The organism is Desulfatitalea tepidiphila, from assembly GCF_001293685.1.
Taxonomy (GTDB): domain Bacteria; phylum Desulfobacterota; class Desulfobacteria; order Desulfobacterales; family Desulfosarcinaceae; genus Desulfatitalea; species Desulfatitalea tepidiphila.
This window is the reverse complement of the sequence record NZ_BCAG01000001.1, coordinates 422,604-445,870: the sequence shown is the minus strand read 5'-3', so window position 1 is coordinate 445,870 and position 23,267 is coordinate 422,604. Positions and strand designations below refer to the sequence as shown.

Sequence of the window (23,267 nt, the reverse complement as noted above, 5' to 3'; positions counted from 1 at the left end):
TAAAGGGGAATAAAAACTTTTATAGGGTCATATTCGCCAGGAATAAAGAGAATTTATTACATAAATGATCCCGTGTGCGATCCCGTCGCAGGGTCAATGATGATACATGTTTCGTTTCAAATCCAACAGAGGTCTAACTCAATGTGAATCACCACGGAGGGCATGCATTACAAAAGTTGTTTTGAAGAATGATTCACATGGCAACGGAGATGGAAGGCGTGGGTGGGGCAGGTGGCCAGGGCCAGCTGTTCCAACCACGCCGGGTTTAATGAATGGCATTCAATTAGATTCCCTGAAAATCCAACAGACGCTTTGACGAGCAAACACTCGTGATATATTTTGATTCGGCGTTTTAACATTTGTGGCTAAAATCAAAGGATCAAACCAAAAACGGGAAGGTGAAGATGGGCAAATTAATAAAGGAAGAACCGGAAAAGGGAAGACTCCATATCGATTCGCCGCTGATGGGGGAGTCGTTGGTGAGCAAGGAATTACTCAAACGGACCGAGTCAGCCGAATACTTCCGCATGCACCCGGATATCAATGTGATCAAGATCGGCGGGCAGAGCATCATGGACCGCGGCGGCAAGGCGCTGTTTCCGATCCTCGACGCATTGATCAAGGCCAAGGACAAACACAAGATTCTTCTCATGACCGGGGGCGGCACCCGGGCACGGCACGTCTATAATATCGGCGTGGATCTGGGAATGCCCACCGGTGTCCTTTCCAAATTGGGCGACAAAGTCTCCTGGCAGAATGCGGAGATGCTCTCGGTTCTATTGGCGAAACACGGCGGCGTTAAAATCGGTCACGGCGATAACCTGGAGCAGTTGACCATGTTTTGCCGTTTGGGATACATGCCGATCACCTACGGCATTCCACCCTATGGTTTCTTTGAACATCCCGCCGAGCACGGATCCATACCACCACACCGCACCGATTGCGGCGCGTTCCTGCTGGCCGAAAACATCGGTGCCCGTTCGTTGATATTTCTCAAGGATGAAAAGGGGCTCTTCGACAGGGACCCCAAAAAAGTTCCCGAATCCGAGCGTGCCGGCCTGCCTTTTTTCAGCCGCATTTCGGCGCGGGAACTGATCGATCTGGATTTGGACGACTTGATCGTCGAGCGCCCGCTATTGACCTTGTTGCAACGCGCCAAGTGTCTGAAAGAGCTTCAAATCATCGACGCGTTAAGACACCCCGAGCACATCCTGGATGCACTCGAGGGCAAGCATGTCGGCACCATCATTTACAAAGATGAAGACTGATACAAGCAGCCGGGCGCAGAGCCTGAACCGCTCCAGTGAAATCAGTCTGGTTTTTCGCCGCCGGTCTGGTCGCCCCTTCCGGCCTTCAAATAAATGATTTCCGCACCGGTCTCGGCGCTGATCTGGTCCAGCTCTTTTTTGCGGACGTGCTTTACATAGACCTTGACATCCGCGCCGCTGATGCCAACCACCCGAAATCTGGGCTTTTTTTCGCCTTGTTCGATTTTCCGCCGTTCGCGGACAAATATTTTGGTTGCCATGGCCGTTTCGCCTCCGTTAGGGTTAATTCTAACTATTTTATATGTTCTATAAACAAATATATCCTTGAAGGATCTATGTCAAGAAATACAAAAAGACCCCGACACCCCGGATCGAAAAAAGCGGAGCGATACATCCAGCCTTCTATTTTACTGGCCCTGAAAAGCAAGGCGTCCTACGGCTATGAGCTGATCCAGGAGATATCCAAATTCGGCTTCGTTGAAGGCCAGGCGCCGCCGGGCATGATCTATCGCCACTTAAGGGAGCTGGAAGAAAATGGTTGGGTCGTGTCGCAGTGGGAGACCGAAGGGGCGGGTCCCGCCAAACGGGTCTACCAGATTACCCCGGAAGGTTTGGACGTGTTGTCGTACTGGATCGACTACATGAACAGCCAGGCGGAAAAGCTATTGAAATTTATCGCGTCGTTCCAAAACGCATCGCAAAAAGAAAATTGAACGGCTCCGGCGCATGATTGCAGCCGGTTAAGGCCCGAAAGCAAGTGCCTTGCCTGGCTGACTCGGCATCAATTCAGGCGAGAGCCCTCTATTATGGGAGTTCCGTTTTTCTTGCGCTTTTCATGGATGTTCTCCCACAGATTGGGCCCCTTGGGGGAGACGAAAAGAACCGGCCGGTGGGCAATGAGCCGGGGACGCAGCCAGCCCTTGGTGATGACGGTATCGCTCGGGGCCGGTATCCGCGTATCGCGATCGGCCGACACGACATCGATGCCGCTCTCTCTCAATTCCAGGACCGTGGTTTGCCCCGGCCAGTCACGCAGTCGGCCCAACTCCACGAAACGGCCCGACCAGCCCGACAAGGTCAATCCCACAGCCGCCGCCGCCCCGATGATGCCGTCGCTGGTTCCGCCGTGGCCTGACAGATGGACCTTGGCCGCCGCCTGAACGGCCTGCTTCTGAGTGGCAATGCGATGGGTGCAGGCCTGTCCAAAGTCCATGAGGTCCCCCAGGTCTGTGCTGCCGTCCGCTGCCGCACACAACCCCGGATCACTTCCTGGGAGGGAATGGGTTTGTATATGATCGACGGCACGGTCGATCACAGCGTCCAGGAGTGCCGGGTCGGCCATCTCCACGATCATGCAGGCCGCACTGTTATGGGAGGTATAGGGAATGGCATCGCAAACCAGGAGCTGCTGGCGGACAACCCCCAGGCACCGGCTCCCCTCGGGCAGTTCGTCCTCAAACCATCGGACCAGTTTGCCGGTGCCATAGGGTGAATCGTGATGGTCGGTATCGTCGAAACCAATATAGGCTTTCATAGGTCACCTCGGCTGCCGATGGGGTCAGGTCTGTCAATGATCGTACTGGCGGGCGTATTCAGCATCGTTGTACAGGCCTTCGCCATATAATTCGGCGCCGTATTCCCTGATGATTTTCTGACCCTGGTCAGAGATCACGAAGTCGATGAAAGCCGCCGCCAATGCCTGGCCGGGGGTCGCGCCCGAAGGTTGGCACAGCGTGTGGTAGGTGTTGATCAGGAAAGGGTCGCCCCGAAACAAAACCTTCAAGTTTTTCAACTCCTTCCTGGCCGCCACCCAGGTGCTGCTGTCGGTCATGAAGTATCCTTGCTTTTCATCCGCCATTTTCAGGGTCGCCATCATGAAGGTAAGGGTCGTCAGATACCAGTCCCCCGAGGGTTCGATGGCCGCTTTTGACCAAATGGCCAGCTCTTTTTTATGGGTCCCGGAATTGTCGCCGCGGGAGAAAAACGGGGCCTTTGCCCGGGCGATCCTGGCATAGGCGTCGGCAGCGCTCGTTGCAGATGAAATACCGGCAGGATCGTTTTCGGGCCCCACGATGAAAAATTCATTGGACCCGATCAGGTGGCGCTTGGTCGCCCATCCCTCGGCCACGGCCTGCTTTTCCGCGGCCGGTGCATGTACCATGATAAAATCGACCGCTTTATCCTTCAGCAATTTCAAGGATGCGCCTGAACCGGCCTTGTTCCAACACAGGCGGGTGTCGTGAGTCTTGTTGAACGCCTTGGCCAGAACCTCGATCAACCCCAATTCACCGGGGCTGCCTGTCGCCAGGCGAATGGTGACCGCACCGTCGCCATATATCTGGGTACACTCCCCCCGGGCAAACGCAAGGGTGGCGAATGAAACGAAAATTCCAAAAATGACCCAGGTCTTCTTGGGAAAAATGGCATGACGCATGCGCGACCTCCTGTTGTAGATGGCGGTAAAGCAACACCCCACTAATGACAAACACCCCAGGAAGTCAACGCCATTTTTTCTCCAATCATTTGATTTTCTTATAATTACCAATAACGATGAAAAATGACAGCATGCTGGCTGGATGGAAGATGGATGGCCGTGTAAAACGTCGCTGTCGGACGGCGCAGTCAAAATTTGGTCGATGGGAAAGGCTCTCGGGTCAGGATGAACTTGTTGAGCCGGCGGATTCACCGTCCCTCGGCAGCCGCCACGCTACGGGCAGGTTGACGGCCCGCACCCGAAATCCACCGGCCCGCGCTTCGATGATGTTCAGCCCCGCAGGGTCCTGGCCGATTCGAAAAAGATGGTTCAGGGGCATTCCGAGCAGATGGCAGAGGATCACCCGATTGACGCCGGCATGAGCGACAATCAGGGGGCTTCCGGTGCATTGGGTCGCAATGCGCTCGAAGGCCGGCATCACCCGGGACTGGAGATCGGCAAACGATTCGCCGGACGGCGGCCGGTACCCGGCCGGATCCATACCGCGATTCGCATAGGCATGGGGATCTGTCGCGCGCACGGTCTCGAACGCGAGTCCTTCCCAGGCCCCCAGGTCCACCTCGCGCAGCTCGGGCAGCGCGATGACTTCCAGGCGGCGGCTCTCGGCGATAATCCGCGCCGTCTGCACAGAGCGTTGCAGATCGCTGCAAAATACGTCGGAAAGACCAGCCTCGCTGAAAAACGCCTGCCATTGACGGGCCTGGTGCATGCCGACAGGGCTCAGGGCAAGATCGCTGCGACCGATATAGTGCTTGCCGCCGGATGGCTGCAACAGTTCCCCATGGCGCAACAGATAGATCGTCCGGTCCCCGCCTTCGGCGTCTCGTTTCGCAGTCATTGGATCGTGCCCCCATCGGTATCCACATGTTGCAGGATAATCTGGATGCCGAGGCCGGTGATGCGTTCGACGGCCGCCTGGATTGCCAGCGCCGACCGCTTGCGCCTCTCGATGGCCGCCACGGCCTGAGGATCTGTTCCGTACTTGGACAATTTCCGTTCGAAACGCTCGCCCAGATCCGCCAGCCGGTGGCCGACCACCAGTTTATCCGCCAGGAAGACGACTGCGGCTTCGTCGGGAATAGGGTTCGGCCCGACCTCCAGGTCCATGTGTACCCGCACGACCGAGGCCAACCTCGGGAATCCGAGATCTTCCAGCAGCCGCGCGCCGGTGGCAGCGTGATCGGGTTGGTCGCGGGCGACATCGTGCACCCGGGCGGCACTGCGCACCAGGTCGAGGTCCAGGGAAACGCCTGCGCGTGCCAGGGCCGATGCCAATTCGATGGCGACCGCAGCCACGGCGTCGCAGTGGCGCCGGACCGCTTCGGGCATCCGATGCACCTGCACCATGAGCGCGCGGCACTCCCGGTCCGTGGGAATATCCTCTCGTTCCAATCGCGCCGCCATCCTTTGGTAATCTTCTTCGGTATCGAGGTCCAGCAAGATGCCCTGGTCGGCCACCGGCACATCCCGCATCGACCGGCTCCCCTCTGCCCAGAAGGCCCGCAAGCCCCCCTCCCCCCGCCAATCGGCCAACTCGGCGGCCAATGCCACGGGCAGCAGCAGGGGATGCCCCCGCCGGCCATCGAAGCACGGATGATGGATGGCGTCGGGAAAGGTCGAAAATTCTTCGGCAAGCGCCTTCACGGTGGCCGTCCGAACCAGGGGAAGATCCACGGGATGGACGAAAAATCCGCTGCAACCCTCCGGCAGTGCCCGCACACCGGCCATCACCGACGAAAACATTCCTTTTTCATAGTCAGGATTGATGACGCAGCGCACCCCACTGGAGCCCAGGGCGGCAACCACCTCATCCCCCCTGTATCCCACCACCACGCAAACATCGTCGATACCGGCGGTCCGATACAGATCCACGACCCGCTCCACGACCGTCGTCGCACCCAGTTGCATCAGCGGCTTGAAACGCCCCATTCGCTTGGAAAATCCGGCGGACAGGACGATCGCCGAGAGATTGCCGGCATTCATGGACGCTGGCACTCCTGAAAATTGAGTTTGCAATTTTCCGCGATCATTTCGGCGACGATGCTGACCGCGATCTCGGCCGGGCTCTCGGCCCCGATATTCAGGCCGATGGGCGAATGGACCCGCTGCAATGCCGCTTCGGTAAACCCATCCTTTCGCAACCGCTGGAATATGGCATCCCGCTTGCGCCGGCTGCCGATCATCCCGATGTAGCCGGCGTCCGTCTCGAGGGCCTTGGCGAGAACCGCCATATCGTATAGATGACCGCGGGTGAGGATGACGATGAAGCTCTGCGCGTCGACGGACATGCCGTTAAACGGGTCGTTCAAATCGAGCAGCACCTGGACCGTATGGACATCGGGAAACCGGCGGCGGTTGGCAAATGCCTCCCGGTCGTCCAGCACCACGACGCGAAAACCGACCATGGCCAGCATCCGTGCGGTGGGCTGGGCCACATGGCCGGCGCCGACCACGAAAGCGGTCTTGGGTTTGTGGATCGGTTCCAGGATCACATGGTGATCTTCCACGAAGACGATCTGCATGGCCTTGGCCGATTGTCCGGTTTGGGCCAGCGATGCGACGGCCGGCGCCGTCAAAGGCAGATGCCCCTTCACGCGGCCGTCACCATACAACAGGGCATGGTAAATGCGATCGACCCGCTCGGCCGAACGTTGGAGCGCGATCACGAATACCCCCCTATGCCCCTGGTTCTCCATCTGCCGCCAGCCATCGAACAGATCGACGATTTCCGGGGAAGGAAAGATGGGATCGAGCAATATTTCAAGATCCCCACCGCAAATCATATCCATGCTGGCCACATCGGCATGGCCCAGATCGAACCGCTCAAAACGTGCCGCACCGCCGGACAGAAGCCGCCGGGATTGCTCGATGATAGTGGCTTCCACCAGGCCGCCGCCGATGGTGCCGACAGGTTCTTCTTCGGTGGTCACCACCATCTGGGTGCCCGCCGAGCGCGGCGTGGCCCCTTGTTGAGCGGTGATCTTGGCCAGAACCAGCGGGGTCCCCTGGGATAAGCGCTGAAACGCCGTTTCGGCGATGGTCTTCAATGTGTTCCCTCCATCATGTACATCGGACAATCGATCATTCCCTTTCCACGACGATTTTACGTTTGGCCGCCGGTCCGGTCAAACCCGCGCCGCTCTCCATCGAAATGGGGGCCAGCACCAGGCTCCCGTTGGCCAGGGCGGCTCTGACGGCCGGCACCCGGCGGAGTGCGGCATCCGCCTGTGGAGGCAAGCGCGTGTCCCTGCGCCGGACCATCAATCGCACCTGGAGCGCGTCTTGCCCGTCGCTGGTTTTCAGGGTGGCCTGGAAATTCAAAACATCCGGTAATGCAAAAAGCGCCTCGTCCAGGCTCGCCAGGTCCAGTGTCACCCCATCGGAGAGACGCACGCTCTCTCCGAGTCGACCCTGGACCCATCCCATGCGCCGCAGCGTCGCGCCACAGGGGCAAGGGCCATCGATCCAGCTCGCCAGATCACCGGTACGATAACGAATCAATGGCATCGTATAACGCGTCAGGGTGGTAAATACAATCTCACCCGGCCGCCCACCATGGTCGATGGGTTCATGGGTCACCGGATCGACAACTTCAAACAACAGATCCGCCTCGCGCAGATGATAGCCATCGTGCGCCCCACAGGCCAGCGCCCCTCCATAGCCCATCTCGGTCATGCCGTAATGCTGAAACACCGGGCAGTGCCAGGCCTCGCGGATGCAGCTCACGATGGCCCGGGGCACATAGTCGGTACTCAGCAGGACCGACTGAATGGTACCCGGAGCGATCCATGCACGATCCTCGTGGCGCGCCAGGGCCAGCACCTGCACGGGAATGCCCACCAGCGCATCGATGCGCAAATCGAGGATCGCCTGGATGGCGTGACGGGGGTCCTGAACCAGACCATAGGCCAATCCCACGGCGTTCATTCGCGCCAGCGCTCTGCGCAGCAGGTCTCCCACGCTGTCAGGCAGTTCGCCGGGCAACAGGATCAACACCCGTTGGCCCGGTTTCACCAGCGTGGTCATGCCGTGATGGAAGAAATCGACGGTCCGCTCCAGATCTTCTTCATCGAAGAAAATCCGCTTGGGATCACCCGTGGTGCCGCTCGAATGCAACGTCACCACCCGCGCCACCGCCCCCTGGGAACCGCATACCAGTTCCAGCGGCTCCCGGCGCAGGACGTCCGACGGTGTAAAGGGCAACCTGCGAAGCTCATCGATCCGGTCCAGCCGGGGGATGCCCAGACCCTCCCACTGTCTGCGGTAATAGGGGCTTCGAGCGGCACGGGCAAGGGTTTGATTGAGCCGCTCGAGCTGGTAGTCCGATAGAAGTTCCGGCTCAAGCGGTTGGTGGGCCGTCAGGCCGATGCGTGCGACGGCCCAATCCTCCAATGGGGTCCTGGCAATGGGGATCATGTTCGATAGAGGGCGCGGCCGTCGACGGCCGTCACGTTGTACAGGCAAAAGGGAACCAGGCGCCGGTCGCCGGTCATGATATGGATGCAGCACTGCTGCACCCGTTCCAGGTCGAGGTTCCAGACATCCTGAAACGCCATGGCCGACACCGAAAACGTGCGGGTGTGGGCGGTGGCCAGAAAATCATCCAGGGAAAGCAACTTTTCATCGCGTCCTGTTTGCATTGCCCCGCCACAGCCACAGGCATGCGCCGAAAAATCATCCCCACCCGCCGGTGGTGCGGCCCACTGTCGGGCCACCGAACCGATGGCGCGTGCCGCCCCCTCTTCGGCCCGGATCGGTGCCTGACGGCGCCACGTCATGGGGCCGGGATGCGACGGCCGAGGCCGGCCATCCGAAGAGAGAAGGTATTGGGCATGGAACGAACAAAACGAGTGTTCACACCCGGGCGGACGAAAATGATCGGCCCGAAAAAGGCCGCCGGTCTGTATCTCGATGGACTGCATGAGTTCGGGCAGGGTGATCCGGTCGTGGTCTCCGGGTGGTCCCGGATGGCGGCCGAAGTAGCTCACGGGCTGAAAATGGACCCCTCGAACGGTGGGATACCACTCCAGGGCCATGCGTAGAATATCACCCGCGGCGTGGCTGTTGCGGCCCGGTACCAGGGTCGGCACCAGCACCACGCCGAGGCCGGCCCGGGCGCAGGCGGCCACGGCAGCCTGCTTTTCCGACCAGAGGGCGCGCCCACGCAAAGCGCGGTAGGCGGCATCGTCCACTCCGTCAAACTGTAAAAAAAGCGAGGCGACACCGGCCGCTTTGAGCACCCGGGCATAACCCGGGTCCCGAGCCAGGCGCAGACCGTTGGTATTGATCTGGATGAAATCGAAACCCGCCCGGCGGCCCATGGCCACCAGTTCCGGCAGATCGTCGCGCAGGGTGGGCTCGCCGCCGGAAAGCTGGATGTTGCATGTGACGCCAGAGCGCCGCAAATGATCGTACCAACCACCGACGACCTCGCGCGGCAGGTCATCCCCGTCGGGCCGGGAATCGGCATAGCATACCGGACATCCCAGATCGCACCGCCGGGTCACTTCCAGAATCACCGTGCACGACCGCTGGCGATGATCGGGGCACAGCCCGCAGTCGAAAGGACAGCCCCGCTCCCTGTCATGGCCCACCACCGCAGGCCGGGTGGCGATTTTGGGCCGCCGCCAGGCCACCATGTCCGGCGCGCCTTTCCAGATCAACGCCTGAAACGCCCCGTGGCGCGGGCACTCTTTTTCCAGGTAGACGCTATCTTCCCGGACCACGCGCCGGGCGGGAATGCGCTCGAGACAAACCGGGCAAAGGCTGGCGGTGGATTCCACATTCAACACGAGTCCGCCTTCCCATGCGTCGCCAGAATCTCCATCACCTTGTGATAGGTCTCGGCCACCAGAGCGCCGCAGGTCTGCCTGGCAGCGGCCGGTCCGCGCTCGCCCACGATCGATTCGCAGGCGATGCCGCCGTGGGTCTGGCCGACCCTCGCTTCGAACCAGTCAGTCAGCTCCTGCAGCATCATGGGCAGCTGTTCAGCGGCGAGCGCCGGGCCGCCATCGTCGCGGGCCATAAACGCCAGCAGGCAACAACCGCCGGTGAGGGCGCCACAGGTGGCTCGACCGGCGCCGCATCCATAAGCCAGGCCGGCCACGGACCGCACCAAATCGTCATTGGTCTGCCCGCAAGCCTCCATACCCAGCAGCAGGAGAATCTGGCTGCAGCTGTAACCCTGCTGGCCCCAGCGCATCATGCGGATCAGCAGATCATCCATGTTCCTCAGCTCCTCTGCGTGCCACCATCAAATAATATCCAGATCGCCCGATGGGGCCCTGGAAGCCGTCGCCGCAACCACCCCCCGCAGCCTTCCAGAAGGCCGCCATGGAGCCGTAGGCCCATACCAATTGAGCGGCCAGTCGCTTCAACAGCGGCGTGTGGTCCTCGAACAGCAGCACTTCGAAATTCGCAGTGCGCATGCGTTCATGCAAGGTCCGGCAGCCGGTGACGCCCGCCAGGCAGGACATCAACGCTCCCGATGCCGGCCTCTCCTCCCGTTCGCCGTTTCGGGCGTACAGATCGGAAACGACCAGATAGCCCCGCGGCGCCAGGACGCGGTGCCACTCGCCCAAGGCCACCTGCGGTGCGGACAACAGGGAAAGGACACATTCACAAAAGATGGCCGCCAGGCAACTGTCCGCAAAAGGCAGTGCCTCGGCCCTGCCCCGGATCAACGGCAAACCGTCGGTCGCGTTTCGCCCTGTGCCCAGCAAACGGCCGGACGCATCCAACCCGAAGGCTTTCAAACCATGCTTGCGGCGCAAGTGGGCCACGGTGGCGCCGTTGCCGCAGCCCACGTCCAGAACCGCGGCCTCTGTCGGGAGCGTGCAATAGGCCAACGCCCTCTCGGTCAACGCCAATCCCCCCGGACGGATGGTCGGCCCGGTGACGGTCCTCAGCGCCGGGGTCTCATACAACTTCACCTCTTCTGGCACTTCAAACGCCTCTATTTATCTTCCAGGATCTTCTCCACCTCGGCCATCTTGCCCAGGGCCAGCGCCTCGGGCACAAGCACCCGGCCGCATCCGGGACAGCGGGGCATGTCGGTGGTAAAGCTGTTGTTCATATAGGTGACGGTGACCTGACCGAGTTCCAGCGGCCGGTCGCAGGCCGCACAGTGCCAGGCCAATTCATCGCCCCAATCCTTGTCGCTCTTCATGGGCCGTGCACCTCCATTCGATGGGAATAGGCGTTGAAAACCTCGAATCCGGCCTCGCAAGGGGCGTATTCCACCCAGAAGGTCACGTGGCGGGGACGGCCGGCGGCTTTGACGCGACCGGTACCCGGATGGCGGAATTTGGGGCTGCCGGCCTCGGCCCGGGCAATGACCTGCTGCACATCCTCGACGAGAATGTGCCGCGCATCGAGGGTCTCCCTTACGTCAGGCGCCATCCTCAGGACGAGCGCGCGATACTCCGGGCCGCCGGATGGTGTCTCACCCCACCACCGGTCCAAAAGGTCGGTTCTCAACCGGGCGCGATGTTCCCGTCGCGCGGACCAGCCGGGCCTCGGCCGGGTCGCCGGGTCCGGAATCCGCCGGTCGGGAAAGATGAGATCCAGCAGGTGCAAGGTTCGCTTGCCCACCGCCGCCAAGCTGTCCCGACACATGGCACAGTAAGCCACATAGTCGTAGCCGCTCAAGTCGGCCCGGCGGCGGATCACCTCCCGGGCCAAGTCGGGGTTGGCGTTTTGCATCAACCCGCCGAAACCGCAGCACTCGGTCTTCTCACCACTCAAAGGGAGTTCCGCAATGGATACCCCGAGCTGATCGAGCAGGCGGCGCACCGCGACCTGAACGTGCGGCATCTCCCGGGTGGTGCAAGGATCGTGGATCGCCAGAGGGCCGGCCGCCGAATCGGTGTCGATAGGCGGCAACCCCACCTCCGCCAAGGTCTCCCAGACCGACTGGACCGGCACCTCCGGCCGGTGATCTTGGAACACCACATGACAAGTGGCGCAGGCCACGATCAGCTTCGGCCTGCCCAACGCCTCCCAATGGTGTTGCCATTGCGCCAGGGCACGATCGAAATCGGCCTCGCGCCCGGCCCAGAAGGCCGGTGCGCCGCAGCAGGCGAGCATCAGGCCGACCCGACCCCCCAGGGCATGGTTGAGATGGGCGTACAGCGCATCCACCTGGCCGGGCGCAGACGCGCTGAGCTGGCAGCCCGGAAAGAACAGATGGCTGCTCTCTCCCGCACCCGGGGCGTGACGGGCCAGGAAGAAATCCTCCCCGAGACTGAAGGCCATGTCCTCCAAGGCGAACTCATGGGCCGTAGGCGGCATCTTGCCGCGCTGCACCATGCTGCGCCGCGCCTGCAGGCAAAGATCCTGCATGGCGAAGTCTTCCGGGCATACCGCCTCGCACAGGCCGCACAAGCTGCACGAATTGATCAACAGATTGGCCGATCGACTGCCCATCACGATCGATTCGTTGTTGTAGATCTCCCGGACATATTTTCGGGGATAGGCACCGAAATTCTCCAGATAGGGGCATACCTTGACGCATTCCAGGCATTGGCAGATCAGGCAGCGCGCGGCTTCGGCCATGGCCTCGGATTCGCTGTAGCCGGCCTTGGCATCGGCCATGGGCACGGCCGGTTGGGCGACCACATCGGTCAGACTGGTGTACAGGCGGGTGTCGTAGGGTCCTTCACGTTCGCGTCCGGCGGTCATGGAAACCTTCTGCAGGAAGCGATCGATGGAGGTGGCAGCCCAGCGGCCCTGGGCGACCCGCCAGATGGTCGACAAGACATCGCCGCCGGCAAAGACCTCCGGCCGGCTGGTGGCCTGGGTGCCGGTGTCGATCCGGACCTCTCCCCCGGCGCCTCTGTCCAAGGGCCACTGCAGCGATGCCACCGCATCCAACCCGATGTAGAAGGCATCGAACCGATCACGCCGGTCTTCGAAAAAGGCCTGGCCATGAACGGCCGTCCCGGTTTCGAAAGCGACCCCCAGGGTTTCGAGACTGGCGAGCTCCGCGGCGACGATCGCCGGCGTCAGGACCGGATGAGCATCGCACAGCACGGCCCCCGGCACATCCCCCGGCTCGAACAGGGTGACGCCGTAACCTTTTCGAACCAGGTCCCAAGCCACGGTCAGACTGCTCAATCCGGAGCCCAGCAAGGCGATCCGCTTCGGCCGGCCCGGCAGCCGCGTCACCCGGTATTCGCTTCTCGCCAGACGGACGCAGGCCTGCTCGAGGGCGGCGATACGGATGGCGTCGCCGGCTTCGCCACGTTTGCAGCGCGCTTCACAAGGCCCATCGCAGATGCGCCCCACCAAGCCGGCCAGGGGCATGGTCCGCGCCAATGTCTGCCAACCCTGATCCCATCGGCCCTTCTGCAAATGGCCGACGAAGGAGCGGACATCCACGTGAATCGGGCAGGCGGCGGTGCAGGCCGGCGGCTCCTCCTGGATGCAGCGCCGCTCCCATTGTCTGAGTTCGTTCTGATCCATGTTACCCTGTGCCCATCCACAAACGGCCAATTGGCCGTTTGTGGACCGACGCCAACTGAATTTTCGGCGCGGGGCGCAGGCACCCCACGCCGAAACGAGATGGATACGGTATTACTTTTTCAAGGCAGCCAACACCTTTTCCGGAAGGGCCGGCAAATGGCGGATACGCACACCACAGGCGTTGTGGATGGCATTGATCACGGCCACATGAGATGAGGTCAGGGGCAACTCACCCACGCCGGCCGCACCGAAAGGACCGTTTTCACGGGGAGATTCGATGTAGTGGAGATCCATCTTGTCCGGTATCATCTTGGCATAGGGCAAACCGCAGGCGCGCAGGTTGTTGTGCTTGCTCAAGTCCTCGAAATCCTCGCTGAGGGCCAGGCCGATGCCCTGGGCGATGCCGCCGTACATCTGACCGTCCACCACCAGCTTGTTGTTGATGCTGCCCACATCGGAAATGGCGGTGAATCCTTCGACCGTGGTCTTGCCGGTCGCTGTCTCCACGGCCACCTCGGCCATGAACATGCCATACATATAGACCGAGAAGGGTTCTCCCTGGGATGTTTTCAGATCGCAGTTGGTACACATAGAGGCGGTCCATTGACCTGAGTAGCTCACCGGTAGATTTTCGGCCTCCATTTCGGCAAAGGTCCGATAGGTGCCATCAGGTTTGCGCATGGCGGCCATCAGCATCTCGCAGCCGTTCTTGATGGCATTGCCGGTCACCACCTGGCTGCGGCTGCCGCCGGCCGGTCCGCTGTTGGGGGTGATGGCGGTATCGTTCATCACCAGCCGGATTCGATCGGGTTGGACTCCCATCGGTTCGAAAGCCTTGTGCGCGGTCCCCAGGGCTCCCATGTCGGCGCCCTGGCCGTGATCCTCCCAGCTGCTGAAAACCGTGATGGTGTTGTCGGGGTTGAGCGCCACCCGGATTTCGGAGCTGTCCGCGCCGTCGAGGCCGCATCCATAAATGCCCAGGGAGATACCCACTCCCCGCTTGACATCGGCGGTGGAGTTCTGCCCGGCCTTTTCCAACGCCGATGTATAGATCGGCCGCAGCTTCTCGATCATCTCCTGGAAGCAGAACACTTCCGGGACCTGCCCGGTGGGCGTGGTGTCGCCCGGCCGGTAGACATTTCGGGCGCGCAGTTCCAGCGGGTCGATGCCCATCTTCTCGGCCAGTTCGTCGATCAGGCTTTCACTGGCCAGAAAACTCTGGGGCGAGCCGTAGGCGCGGAAAGCCGATCCCCAGGCATGGTTGGTGCAGACGGTGCGTCCCATGCCACGGATATTGGGAATACCGTATCCGGCCCCGATGAACTGGGCGCCGCGCAGGGTGAGCAGATCGCCGAACTCCGAGTAAGGACCGTGATCCACGCTCCAGTCGCTCTCCATGGCCACGATCTTGCCCTCTTTGTCCGCGCCGTACTTCACCTTCATCCAGAAGGGCGACCGTTTGCCGGTGTAGGTGATGTGCTGCTGGTAATCGTAGCGCAGGAAAACCGGCCGGCCGGTGGCCATGCAGGCCACGCCCAGCAGCGCCTCCATGGTGGGGCTGAACTTGTAGCCGAAGGTGCCGCCGGCCGGGTTCTGAACCAGGCGCAGCTTATTGGGAGAGATGCCGACGCCGGCCGCGATCATGGCCGAATGCAGATGGATGGCGATGCTCTTGGAGTGGATGGTCAAACGCTCCTCGTCGTCGAAGTAGGCGCAGCCCACATCGGTTTCCATGGTCAGGTGGGGCTGGCGCTGTAAGTAGTAATCGCCTTCCGCCGTATATGCCGCCGACTGCATCAGGGGGGCGGTCTCGCCGCCCTTGACCACCGGCAGTTCGAAATAGACATTGGGCGTGCCCGGATGGATCTCCATGGCGTCTTCGGCCATGGCCGCCGGGGCACTCATGTAGGCCGGCAGCTCTTCGAGGTCGACTTTGACCTTCTCGGCCGCCCGGCGGGCCTGGTATTCGTTGTCGGCGCAGACGATGGCAATGGCGTCTCCGTATTGAAACACCTTCTGGTCACAAAGAATCGGCCGGTCCCACCCATCCCCCTTGTTGGTGGGGAATGTAATCAGGCCGGTGATGCGGTTTTTGCCCGTGACATCCTTGGCGGTCACCACCTTGAAGACCCCCGGCATCTTTTCGGCCTCGGAGGTATCGATCCCCTTGATATTGGCGTGGGAAACCTTGGCCTGCACCAGGGCCAGGTAGAGGGTGTCGGCCGGCATCTTCAAGCCCAGATCGGCACCGTAATCCAGGGTGCCGGTCACTTTGGCCACCGCCGAGGGCCTGGGATGGTTGGTCCCCCAGATATGGCCGTCGGGGGGTATGCGGAAAAGCAGATCCTCGGCCTTCATCTCTCCACGCATCACCTTGGCGGCATCCATGACGGCGTCCACCAATTGTTTGTAACCCGTGCAGCGGCAAGCGTTGCGATGGGTCTGGAACCACTCGCGCACATCCTCCCGGGTGGGGTTGGGGTTCTGGTCGAGCAGGGCCTTGACCGACACGATGAATCCGGGGGTGCAGAAACCACACTGGGCGCCGCCGTGAACGATCCAGGAGAGCTGGATGGGATGCAGGTTATCGCGGTTGCCGATGCCTTCCACGGTAATCACCGTGGAACCGTCGGCGACCTTGGACATCTTGGTCACGCAGGAACGCACCAGCTTGTCGTCCAGGATCACGTTGCAACATCCACACTGAGCCTGCCCGCAGCCGATTTTGGTGCCGGTCAATCCCAACTGCTCGCGCAGCACATTGGCCAGGCTCTGGTCGGCCTCGACGATCACTGTCCGCGGAACGCCGTTGACGTGTAAGGTCCGTTTCATCATGTCGTTTTCTCCTTTTCAAAAAGGGGGGTTGTTTCTTCTGTCGCAGCGCCCTCCAAAAAACAGACAACTATTGAAGTCAGGATGTTATCCGCATCCGAAACCACAGATCGGGTAGCGGCATTCGGCGCATCCGGAACAATAGCCGCCATGTCCCAGGGCGGTGATATCTTCCCTGAGGACCTTCTCGCCGGCCACGATGCGCGGTACCACCAGATCGAATATGCTGGCCCGGTAGTACATGACGCAGCCCGGCAGCCCGAGCACCGGAATCTCGCCGATATGGGCCAGCATGAACATGGCGCCTGGGAAAACCGGGGCACCATAGGTCACTACCTCGGCGCCCGCCGCACGAATGGCGGCCGGGGTGCAATCATCCGGATCCACGGACATGCCGCCGGTCACCACGACCATCTGGGCGCCTTCATCGATCAACGCACCGATGGCGTCGGCCGTGGCGGCCACATCATCTGAAACCAGGATCTGGCGAATGATTCGGCAGCCCATGTCCTCAAATTTCTTTCGTACCACCGGCCCGAACTTATCCTCGATGCGGCCATGGTAGACCTCGCTGCCCGTCGTCACCATTCCTACCTGCAACGACCGGAAAGCCTTGACGCAGACCAGCGGAAATGTCTCCCGGCAGACCGCCTCGACCGCTTCTATTTTAGCGGTTACGATGGTGAGGGGAACGACCCGCATGCCGGCCACCGCCCGGCCGGCTGTGACCGGGTGGTGGGTGTGGACCGTGGCCACAACGATTTGCTCAATGGCGTTGATCCGATGCAGGGCACCCACATCGATTTTCAGCAGGCCGCTTCGTGCCGCGATGAGGTTGACCCGTCCTTCCGACGGCGCCGTCATGGTGAGACCTTCCCCGGCGGCCGCCTTGGCCAAGCGCAGGGCCGCTTCGTCTTCATGCAGCCTTCCAGGTCCGAGCACCTCCACGTAAACGTGCTGTTTGCCGATATCGAGCAGCGCGGGCACATCCTCTGATTGGATGATGTGCCCGCGCTTGAACGCCGGCCCTTTCATTGCGCCTGGGATGATGCGTGTGACATCGTGGCCGAGCACCATGCCCACCGCAGATTCAACCGGTACTGCTTTCATGCGATTGGCTCCAATTTCTATCCGTGTCAGCAAGTACGGATTAAATGTGTTGGGTTTCCGCTGTCGAGTGGCACCTAAACCATTTAGGCTCTCCTATAAATTGAAAGGAATTATGTCAATATTGATATAGTAACTATCACATGCTTTTCTGACCGCTTCGGATTTTATGACTTCATAATGAACACTATATGACAATTACCGACCAAGAATAACCTTCTTGATTTTTATGACTGTCGAACCCTACTGTAAGAGTAGTTTTAAAAGCGCCGAAAAATTGATAAGTGGATAAACCAGATGGGGCGGGTACCCCTTTGAAAGGATGGGTCATGGCAACGGAACACATGCCATTTGGCATTCGATCCAAGGTATGGATCGAAGACGGAGAGGGACATGTGGTTTTTGGATTGGGTCGCTATCGAATGCTGGATACCATCCGAAAAACCGGTTCCTTGAATGCGGCTGCAAAAGAGTTGAAGATGAGCTATCGTGCCGTGTGGATGCGAATTCGCATGTCAGAAGAGCGTCTTGGCAAGGCTTTGGTGGAAAGAGATGGCAATGGATCGCGTCTGACCCCCTTTGCCCAGCAGCTGATGACCCAGTTTCAGCAACTTCAAAACCGAGTCAACAAAGATTCCGACGCTCATTTCGCGCACACCATGGCCGAAAGCTTCACGGCGTCGGATTAGTACCGACCGCCATCTTCACCCAAAGGATGCTATGGAATTCATCATCGTGATCATACTGGCGAGCATCGTGTTTGCCATCTGCTTTGCCGTCTTTTTACTTAAAGGGCGTCACTCGGAAGAGCCCCTCAGATTGCATGCTTGTGGTCAAGCCGGCGATTGCCATTGCCGGGACAAGCACCCCGGCCAAGAACGAAGTTCCAATGATGGGCAATAAATGGTGTATTGTCAGGCAATGCTTCAGGCAGGCCCGATCCAGTGCCAGAGCTCAGGCAAAGATGTCGATCTGGCTTCCGATGGTGCGCTCGACAGCCACCTTGCCGTCCATGCCATATGTCATCCCCTCGATGACATGCGGGGATGGGATACGATAAAGACGGGGTTGCCGGCGATGAGGCGCGCCCGGCGGTTGGCGCAGGGAGAAGTCGGGTACCGCGACCTTCGCAGGTGCCAGGATTGGCAGATAAAGTGTATCCGCGCTGGCAGTCATCACATATCTTCCTTTTGGCCGGTCGTTCTTCCTTCAAAGCCCGAAACGGCTTCGATCGGCTTGCACAGCCAATGACACGGATAGTGGCGGGGGCCTTGTGTGTCGCCATGCGGCTGGGTCAGGTCCGTACGGGGGATCAGATTACGGATCTGCGCCAGCGCCGAGAAATTTTGCAATTAAAATAACACAGGCTTGCCCGAATGTCGAACAAAGAGAGCCAATCCTCAAGTAAATGGGGAAAAATGATGAAAAAACGCTTGAACCTTGCCGGACTCTGGATCTGCCTCGTGCTGATGGCCGTAAGCCTGTGCCTGACGGCGCCGAATGGCCAGGCGGACATTTACCGCTGGCAGGACGATAATGGCACCTGGCATTTTTCAGACAGCCCAACTTCAGAGGCACCCATCCGTCAGGCTCCGGTTCCATCGGTGGAGCAGCCGAATGCCAAACCGGATCGGCCTGCTGAAAATGACCTTTCTCATGAATCCACTGGGTCCATTCACCCTGCACTCATCGAAAACCCGACATCATCCTCGGCATCAGGCCCCTTGTCCGAGGAAGCAACGGCCGACCTCGGCGGTTTACTTTGGCGCATCACCTCTCCTGAAGGCGACGACAGCCACCTTCTCGGCACGATCCACAGCGCCGATCCGCGTGTCGTGCAGTTGCGGCCGGCGGTGTCACACGCGCTGGATCGTTGCGAACGATTTGTCATGGAAATGGAGATGGACGCTTCGGTCCTGACGGCTTTCGGAAGCAACATGATGCTGACCGACGGAAGCGATCTGGAAGGGTTGATCGGGGCCGCTTTGTATGCTCAGGTGGTCGCGGCCATGGCCGATCTGGGCATGCCCGAAATGGTGGTGCGCACCCTCAAACCCTGGGTCGTCATGGCGCTCCTCAGCATGCCGGCGCCCACCGGGGAACCCTTCCTCGACATGGTGCTGCAACAGCGCGCCGGTGCGGCCGGGAAACCCACCTTCGGCCTGGAGAGTGCCGACGAACAACTCTCGGTCTTCGAAGCGCTCTCCATGCCCGATCAGATCGAACTGTTGAAAATGGCCCTGGCCCAGCTACCCGAACTGCCGCGCATGTTCGAACAGCTCATAGAAGCCTATGTTGCCGATGATCTGGGGCGCATTGCGGCATTGGCGGCCGACTATAAACGCTCCGGCAACCCGGCGGCCACCCAACGGTTCATGCTGCGACTCAACGACGAACGCAACGAGCGAATGGCACGACGGATGCTTACGTTTCTCGATCAGGGCAACAGTTTCATTGCCGTCGGCGCCCTGCACCTGACCGGGCCAAAAGGTCTGATACATCTGCTCCGCAACCAGGGTTATCGTGTCGTACCGGTTCGATAGTACGATCTGAATTGGAACACGTTGCCCGTTTCACCGGGACCAAGGAGTAACAGGCATGCCATCGCTCGAATCCATCGTGTCGGGCACTCGACCAGAAAACAGGGAACTGGCGATGGAAGTCCATCCCCTGACCCTGACCTTTGTGGGAGCGTGCGCCCCCTTGGAAAAAGGGTTCATGGCGGATTATGTCCAACGGTCACTGACCCAGTTGCGCCTGGCCACCCTGCTGAGCACCTTTTTTTACCTGCTTTTCGCAGTCCTGGACGCCATCGTCGCCCCGGAACTCAAACATGAGCTCTGGCTCGTCCGTTGCGTTGTCGCCCTGTGCATCCTGGGGGTCTTCGTCTTCACCTATTCGCACCACTTCCCCAAGTACATGCAACCGACCATCGCGGCGTGTGTGATCATCGGCGGATTGGGCATCGTCTACATGACCGTCATCGGCAATTCGCTCATTGCCGGCACCTATTATGCCGGCTTGATGCTGGTGTTGATGCTGGCCTACAGCATGATCTGGGCGCGCTTCGTATGGGCGAGCGCCTGCGGCGCCATCCTCATCGCCGCTTACGTGGCCGCGGCCGCATGGAACCCCGAGCTGTCAGTGGGGGTGGTAGCCAACAATGCCTTCTTTTGCATCAGCGCCAATATCCTCGGCATGGTGGTCTGCTATGCCTTCGAGTATTACAATCGTCGTGATTATTACATGCGCTGCCTGGTCAAAGAACAGCATGAAGCCGTGGAAGCGGCCAAGAATGTGCTCGAAGAACGCGTCGAGGAACGCACCCGCATGCTCGCGAAAACCAATGAGGAATTGCGCCGCGAGATCGAAGCACACCAACGCCTCGACTGGGAAAAGCACGTGCTCGAAGGTCAGCTGCGCCATGCCCAGAAGATGGAGGCCATCGGCACTCTGGCCGGCGGTATTGCCCACGATTTCAATAACATGCTGGCCGCCATCATGGGCCACTGCGAACTGGCCATGATTCAGCTTTCCAATCGAAAGGAAGCTGAAATCTGCCTGACCGAGGTGCTCAATGCCAGCCACCGCGCAAAGGACCTGGTCGGCCAGATTCTATCCTTCAGCCGACAGAGCGAAAGCGAACTCAAGCCCCTGAAGATCAGCCTCGTCATCAAAGAGGCCCTGCGGCTGCTCAAGGCGACCCTGCCGGCCAATGTGGTCATCGAACAGCATATTCACGCACCGGACAGCACCGTGGTGGCCGATGCCACCCAAATCCACCAGATCCTCATCAATTTATGCACCAACGCGGCCCATGCCATGGAACCCCGGGGCGGGATCTTGACGGTCTCTTTGGAGGATGTGGAAATCCAGCACCCCTCCCTGCCGGATGCGTCCGATCATCCCGGCCAGCTGGAAAAAGGATCGTACGTCTGCCTGACCATCGGCGATACGGGCCATGGCATCCCCGAGCATCTCATGGAACGGATCTTCGACCCCTATTTTACCACCAAGGCCAAGGGCGTCGGGACCGGTTTGGGATTGGCGGTGGTCAGCGGCATCGTCCAGAATCATGGCGGCGTCGTCCATGTGGAGAGCGCGCTGCACCAGGGCACGCGATTCAAGGTCTACCTGCCTCGTGCCGAGGGCCAGGAGGTCCCCGAGCTGCAACAGTTTCGGCTTCTGCGCCAGGGCAATGAAAAAATCCTGCTGGTCGACGACGAGGAGGGTTTGGCCGAATTGGGGGCCAAATTGCTGACGACCCTCGGCTATCGGGTGGCCGCCTACACCGAACCGGAAAGCGCGTTGGCCGCTTTTCGCGATGACATCCAGGGATTCGATCTGGTGATCACCGACATGATCATGCCTAAAATGAGCGGGGAGGAACTGGTCCAGAAGATCTTGTCTTTAAGATCGGACATGCCGATCATCATCTATACCGGATATACCAATATGATGGCCGCCGAAAAAATCCGGCGGCTGGGCATCAAGGCCGTGTTACGAAAGCCGATCACCATTTATGGCCTATCCCAGGCGATCCAGAAGGTCCTCAATCAACGGCCCGCCGGGCCACCGCAAACAGATTGACGCCCTCGGGTTCGGCCACGATCTGCACTTGACCGCCAAACGGCGAATCGGCAAAGAGGTGGCGCAACTCCTCTTCGTCCCGGTAGATCAGTCGCCAGTACATCAACTGATCCATCAACAACCGGTCTGGATTGGCCGGTGCGAAATTGCCGATGATCATGACACCGCCCGGCTTGAGATGCTCATGGCAACGGCGGATCAGGGCCGACACCAGACGATGATCCAGATAGTCGCACAAGCCGGATGAGTAGATGATGTCCTGGCGTCCGAAATCCTGTTTGACCCGCCCTAATGCCCATTTGATCACATTTTCATGCATGAAACGGATCGCCGCCCGATGATCGAAGGTGTTGACCTGCTGGTTGGCGAATTGCAGGGCCTCGGGGTCGATATCGATGCAGAGGGCATTGATTTTTTCACTGTAGCCGCCTTGGGCGATCAAATCGAACAGCTCACGGCAAGGGCCGCAGGCCAGGTTCATGATGTCGATGGAACGGGAGGTCTCAAGCCGTTCCCGGCACAAGCGATCGAGCAGATCGTGGAGCAACCGGCGACGGCCGCGTACCGCTCGGGCAGGCACCTGTTTGAGCAGCCAGCCGTCGATTAAATTACCCAGTTTGCCATCTCCTTCGGGCTGATTGCGGTAGATCAGTTCGATCATATAAAAATCACCCGCATATCCCTTGGGCTTGTAATAGGCTCGCTCGAAAAAGCGGCTGCGCACCAGATAGGGAAACACCTCCTTGAACATATAGCCCCAGATGAAATCGGCGCTATCGGTTTCCGGCAACAGGGCCGCAGCCGCCCTCATTTTCTCGAAAAAGGCGTTCAAGATGGCTTCTCCTTCTCTCTTGAGTTCAGGAGAAACACCGGCGCCGGGTTCACCCTGCAATCGATAGCCCACATCGAACATGCGCGCCTTGAAATCTTCGAGCTCCTGGTTGACCCGTTGCCATGCCGATGATCCCAGCAGATCCACCGGCAACTGCTGCAACCCTCTGAAGTGTTCCCTGCCGGTGGACAATGATGCTGCGTAAGCGGTCAACGGCCCCCGGTCCGACAACACCTGCCGGAAACGCACGCACACCGACCGCAACAGATACTCCAGAAAACGCGCATACAACGACACGTCGTCTCTCTGCAGGCGCATCATGGCCGCGCGGTCGAACACCCGCAGGCGCACCTCTTCCACGGCCTTGATGTTACGGGTACGTGTCATTTGATCGAAGAAACCAATCTCTCCGAAAAAAGAACCCGGCCCGATCAATGCCACCACGATGGGGGTTCGCTGCGCCGTATAGGAGACCTCCAGCGTTCCCTGCTCCACATAATAAAAACATTGGGAGGCCTCACCCATGGAAATCAGGTCGGCACCCTGGGTACAGTGCTGTGCCTCGCCGAAAGGCAGCACCGCCGCGACCAGTTCGTGGTCCGGTGAGCCGTCAGTCGAGTCGGTTATAGACGAATTCCCCATGCGTTTTTCCTTTCATACAGCCTTGGTTGGCCATGGA

At 60.0% G+C, this 23,267-nt stretch carries 22 protein-coding genes; 6 read left to right on the top strand and 16 right to left on the bottom strand.

What is annotated here, in order from left to right; genetic code table 11:
* Positions 1-404: 404 nt before the first annotated feature.
* Complete coding sequence (locus DFT_RS01995; protein WP_054029561.1) at positions 405-1,268, top strand: amino acid kinase family protein; 864 nt, start codon at positions 405-407, stop codon at positions 1,266-1,268.
* Positions 1,269-1,309: 41 nt separating this feature from the next.
* Here DFT_RS01995 and DFT_RS01990 read toward each other — a convergent pair whose 3' ends face one another.
* Positions 1,310-1,528 carry a hypothetical protein gene (locus DFT_RS01990; RefSeq protein WP_054029560.1) on the bottom strand — a complete coding sequence of 73 codons (219 nt, stop codon included), beginning with the start codon at positions 1,526-1,528 and terminating at the stop codon, positions 1,310-1,312.
* Positions 1,529-1,603: 75 nt separating this feature from the next.
* Here DFT_RS01990 and DFT_RS01985 point away from each other — a divergent pair, with 75 nt between their 5' ends.
* A complete protein-coding gene (locus DFT_RS01985) occupies positions 1,604-1,981 on the top strand; it encodes a PadR family transcriptional regulator (protein ID WP_054029559.1) in 378 nt (125 codons plus the stop codon).
* A 68-nt stretch (positions 1,982-2,049) separates the two neighbouring features.
* Here DFT_RS01985 and DFT_RS01980 read toward each other — a convergent pair whose 3' ends face one another.
* The 13 genes from DFT_RS01980 to DFT_RS01920 all read right to left on the bottom strand — a co-directional run bounded on the left by DFT_RS01980 (position 2,050) and on the right by DFT_RS01920 (position 17,169).
* A complete protein-coding gene (locus tag DFT_RS01980; protein WP_054029558.1) occupies positions 2,050-2,802 on the bottom strand; it encodes a hypothetical protein in 753 nt (250 codons plus the stop codon).
* Positions 2,803-2,835: 33 nt separating this feature from the next.
* Positions 2,836-3,702, bottom strand: a complete 867-nt coding sequence (locus DFT_RS01975; RefSeq protein ID WP_054029557.1) for an ABC transporter substrate-binding protein — start codon at positions 3,700-3,702, stop codon at positions 2,836-2,838.
* Positions 3,703-3,922: 220 nt separating this feature from the next.
* Entirely contained in the window at positions 3,923-4,600 is a 678-nt protein-coding gene (locus DFT_RS01970; RefSeq protein ID WP_054029556.1) for a histidine phosphatase family protein, read from the bottom strand.
* Complete coding sequence (locus tag DFT_RS01965; protein WP_054029555.1) at positions 4,597-5,745, bottom strand: DVU_1551 family NTP transferase; 1,149 nt, start codon at positions 5,743-5,745, stop codon at positions 4,597-4,599. Before DFT_RS01965 ends, DFT_RS01970 begins: the two co-directional genes overlap by 4 nt.
* Positions 5,742-6,809 (bottom strand): XdhC family aldehyde oxidoreductase maturation factor, encoded by a 1,068-nt coding sequence (locus DFT_RS01960; RefSeq protein WP_054029554.1) that lies wholly within the window; start codon positions 6,807-6,809, stop codon positions 5,742-5,744. The genes DFT_RS01965 and DFT_RS01960 overlap by 4 nt, the downstream gene beginning before the upstream one ends.
* 34 nt (positions 6,810-6,843) lie before the next feature.
* The gene (locus tag DFT_RS01955; RefSeq protein ID WP_054029553.1) at positions 6,844-8,178 is read right to left on the bottom strand and encodes a DVU_1553 family AMP-dependent CoA ligase; all 1,335 of its coding nucleotides are present in this window, start codon (positions 8,176-8,178) and stop codon (positions 6,844-6,846) included.
* Positions 8,175-9,551 (bottom strand): radical SAM (seleno)protein TrsS, encoded by a 1,377-nt coding sequence (gene trsS / locus DFT_RS01950; RefSeq protein WP_369688298.1) that lies wholly within the window; start codon positions 9,549-9,551, stop codon positions 8,175-8,177. Before trsS ends, DFT_RS01955 begins: the two co-directional genes overlap by 4 nt.
* Positions 9,548-9,988 carry a DVU_1555 family C-GCAxxG-C-C protein gene (locus tag DFT_RS01945; RefSeq protein ID WP_054029551.1) on the bottom strand — a complete coding sequence of 147 codons (441 nt, stop codon included), beginning with the start codon at positions 9,986-9,988 and terminating at the stop codon, positions 9,548-9,550. The genes trsS and DFT_RS01945 overlap by 4 nt, the downstream gene beginning before the upstream one ends.
* On the bottom strand, positions 9,981-10,688 hold the full coding sequence (gene trsM / locus DFT_RS01940; protein WP_235506152.1) for a DVU_1556 family methyltransferase: 708 nt from the start codon (positions 10,686-10,688) through the stop codon (positions 9,981-9,983). Before trsM ends, DFT_RS01945 begins: the two co-directional genes overlap by 8 nt.
* A gap of 29 nt (positions 10,689-10,717) precedes the next feature.
* Positions 10,718-10,930 (bottom strand): DVU_1557 family redox protein, encoded by a 213-nt coding sequence (locus tag DFT_RS01935; RefSeq protein ID WP_054029549.1) that lies wholly within the window; start codon positions 10,928-10,930, stop codon positions 10,718-10,720.
* Entirely contained in the window at positions 10,927-13,227 is a 2,301-nt protein-coding gene (locus DFT_RS01930; RefSeq protein WP_054029548.1) for a pyridine nucleotide-disulfide oxidoreductase/dicluster-binding protein, read from the bottom strand. Before DFT_RS01930 ends, DFT_RS01935 begins: the two co-directional genes overlap by 4 nt.
* A gap of 111 nt (positions 13,228-13,338) precedes the next feature.
* Positions 13,339-16,062 (bottom strand): molybdopterin-dependent aldehyde oxidoreductase, encoded by a 2,724-nt coding sequence (locus DFT_RS01925; protein ID WP_054029547.1) that lies wholly within the window; start codon positions 16,060-16,062, stop codon positions 13,339-13,341.
* Between the two features lie 84 nt (positions 16,063-16,146).
* Positions 16,147-17,169, bottom strand: a complete 1,023-nt coding sequence (locus DFT_RS01920; protein ID WP_054029546.1) for a molybdopterin-binding protein — start codon at positions 17,167-17,169, stop codon at positions 16,147-16,149.
* Positions 17,170-17,495: 326 nt separating this feature from the next.
* On the opposite strand from DFT_RS01920, the gene DFT_RS01915 reads away from it, so the two are divergent.
* Both DFT_RS01915 and DFT_RS26080 read left to right on the top strand, forming a co-directional pair.
* Positions 17,496-17,855, top strand: coding sequence for a winged helix-turn-helix domain-containing protein (locus tag DFT_RS01915; RefSeq protein WP_054029545.1), 360 nt, complete (start codon positions 17,496-17,498; stop codon positions 17,853-17,855).
* A gap of 31 nt (positions 17,856-17,886) precedes the next feature.
* Entirely contained in the window at positions 17,887-18,069 is a 183-nt protein-coding gene (locus DFT_RS26080; protein WP_054029544.1) for a hypothetical protein, read from the top strand.
* A gap of 51 nt (positions 18,070-18,120) precedes the next feature.
* Here the strand turns inward: DFT_RS26080 and DFT_RS01905 are convergent, their stop codons facing one another.
* Positions 18,121-18,342 (bottom strand): hypothetical protein, encoded by a 222-nt coding sequence (locus tag DFT_RS01905; protein WP_054029543.1) that lies wholly within the window; start codon positions 18,340-18,342, stop codon positions 18,121-18,123.
* 245 nt (positions 18,343-18,587) lie between these two features.
* Here DFT_RS01905 and DFT_RS01900 point away from each other — a divergent pair, with 245 nt between their 5' ends.
* Positions 18,588-19,709 carry a TraB/GumN family protein gene (locus tag DFT_RS01900; protein ID WP_054029542.1) on the top strand — a complete coding sequence of 374 codons (1,122 nt, stop codon included), beginning with the start codon at positions 18,588-18,590 and terminating at the stop codon, positions 19,707-19,709.
* Between the two features lie 55 nt (positions 19,710-19,764).
* Positions 19,765-21,756 carry an ATP-binding protein gene (locus tag DFT_RS01895; protein ID WP_054029541.1) on the top strand — a complete coding sequence of 664 codons (1,992 nt, stop codon included), beginning with the start codon at positions 19,765-19,767 and terminating at the stop codon, positions 21,754-21,756.
* Here DFT_RS01895 and DFT_RS01890 read toward each other — a convergent pair.
* Positions 21,719-23,230 carry a cyclic nucleotide-binding domain-containing protein gene (locus DFT_RS01890; RefSeq protein ID WP_054029540.1) on the bottom strand — a complete coding sequence of 504 codons (1,512 nt, stop codon included), beginning with the start codon at positions 23,228-23,230 and terminating at the stop codon, positions 21,719-21,721. The two genes, DFT_RS01895 and DFT_RS01890, sit on opposite strands and share 38 nt — an antisense overlap.
* Between the last annotated feature and the right edge of the window lie 37 nt (positions 23,231-23,267).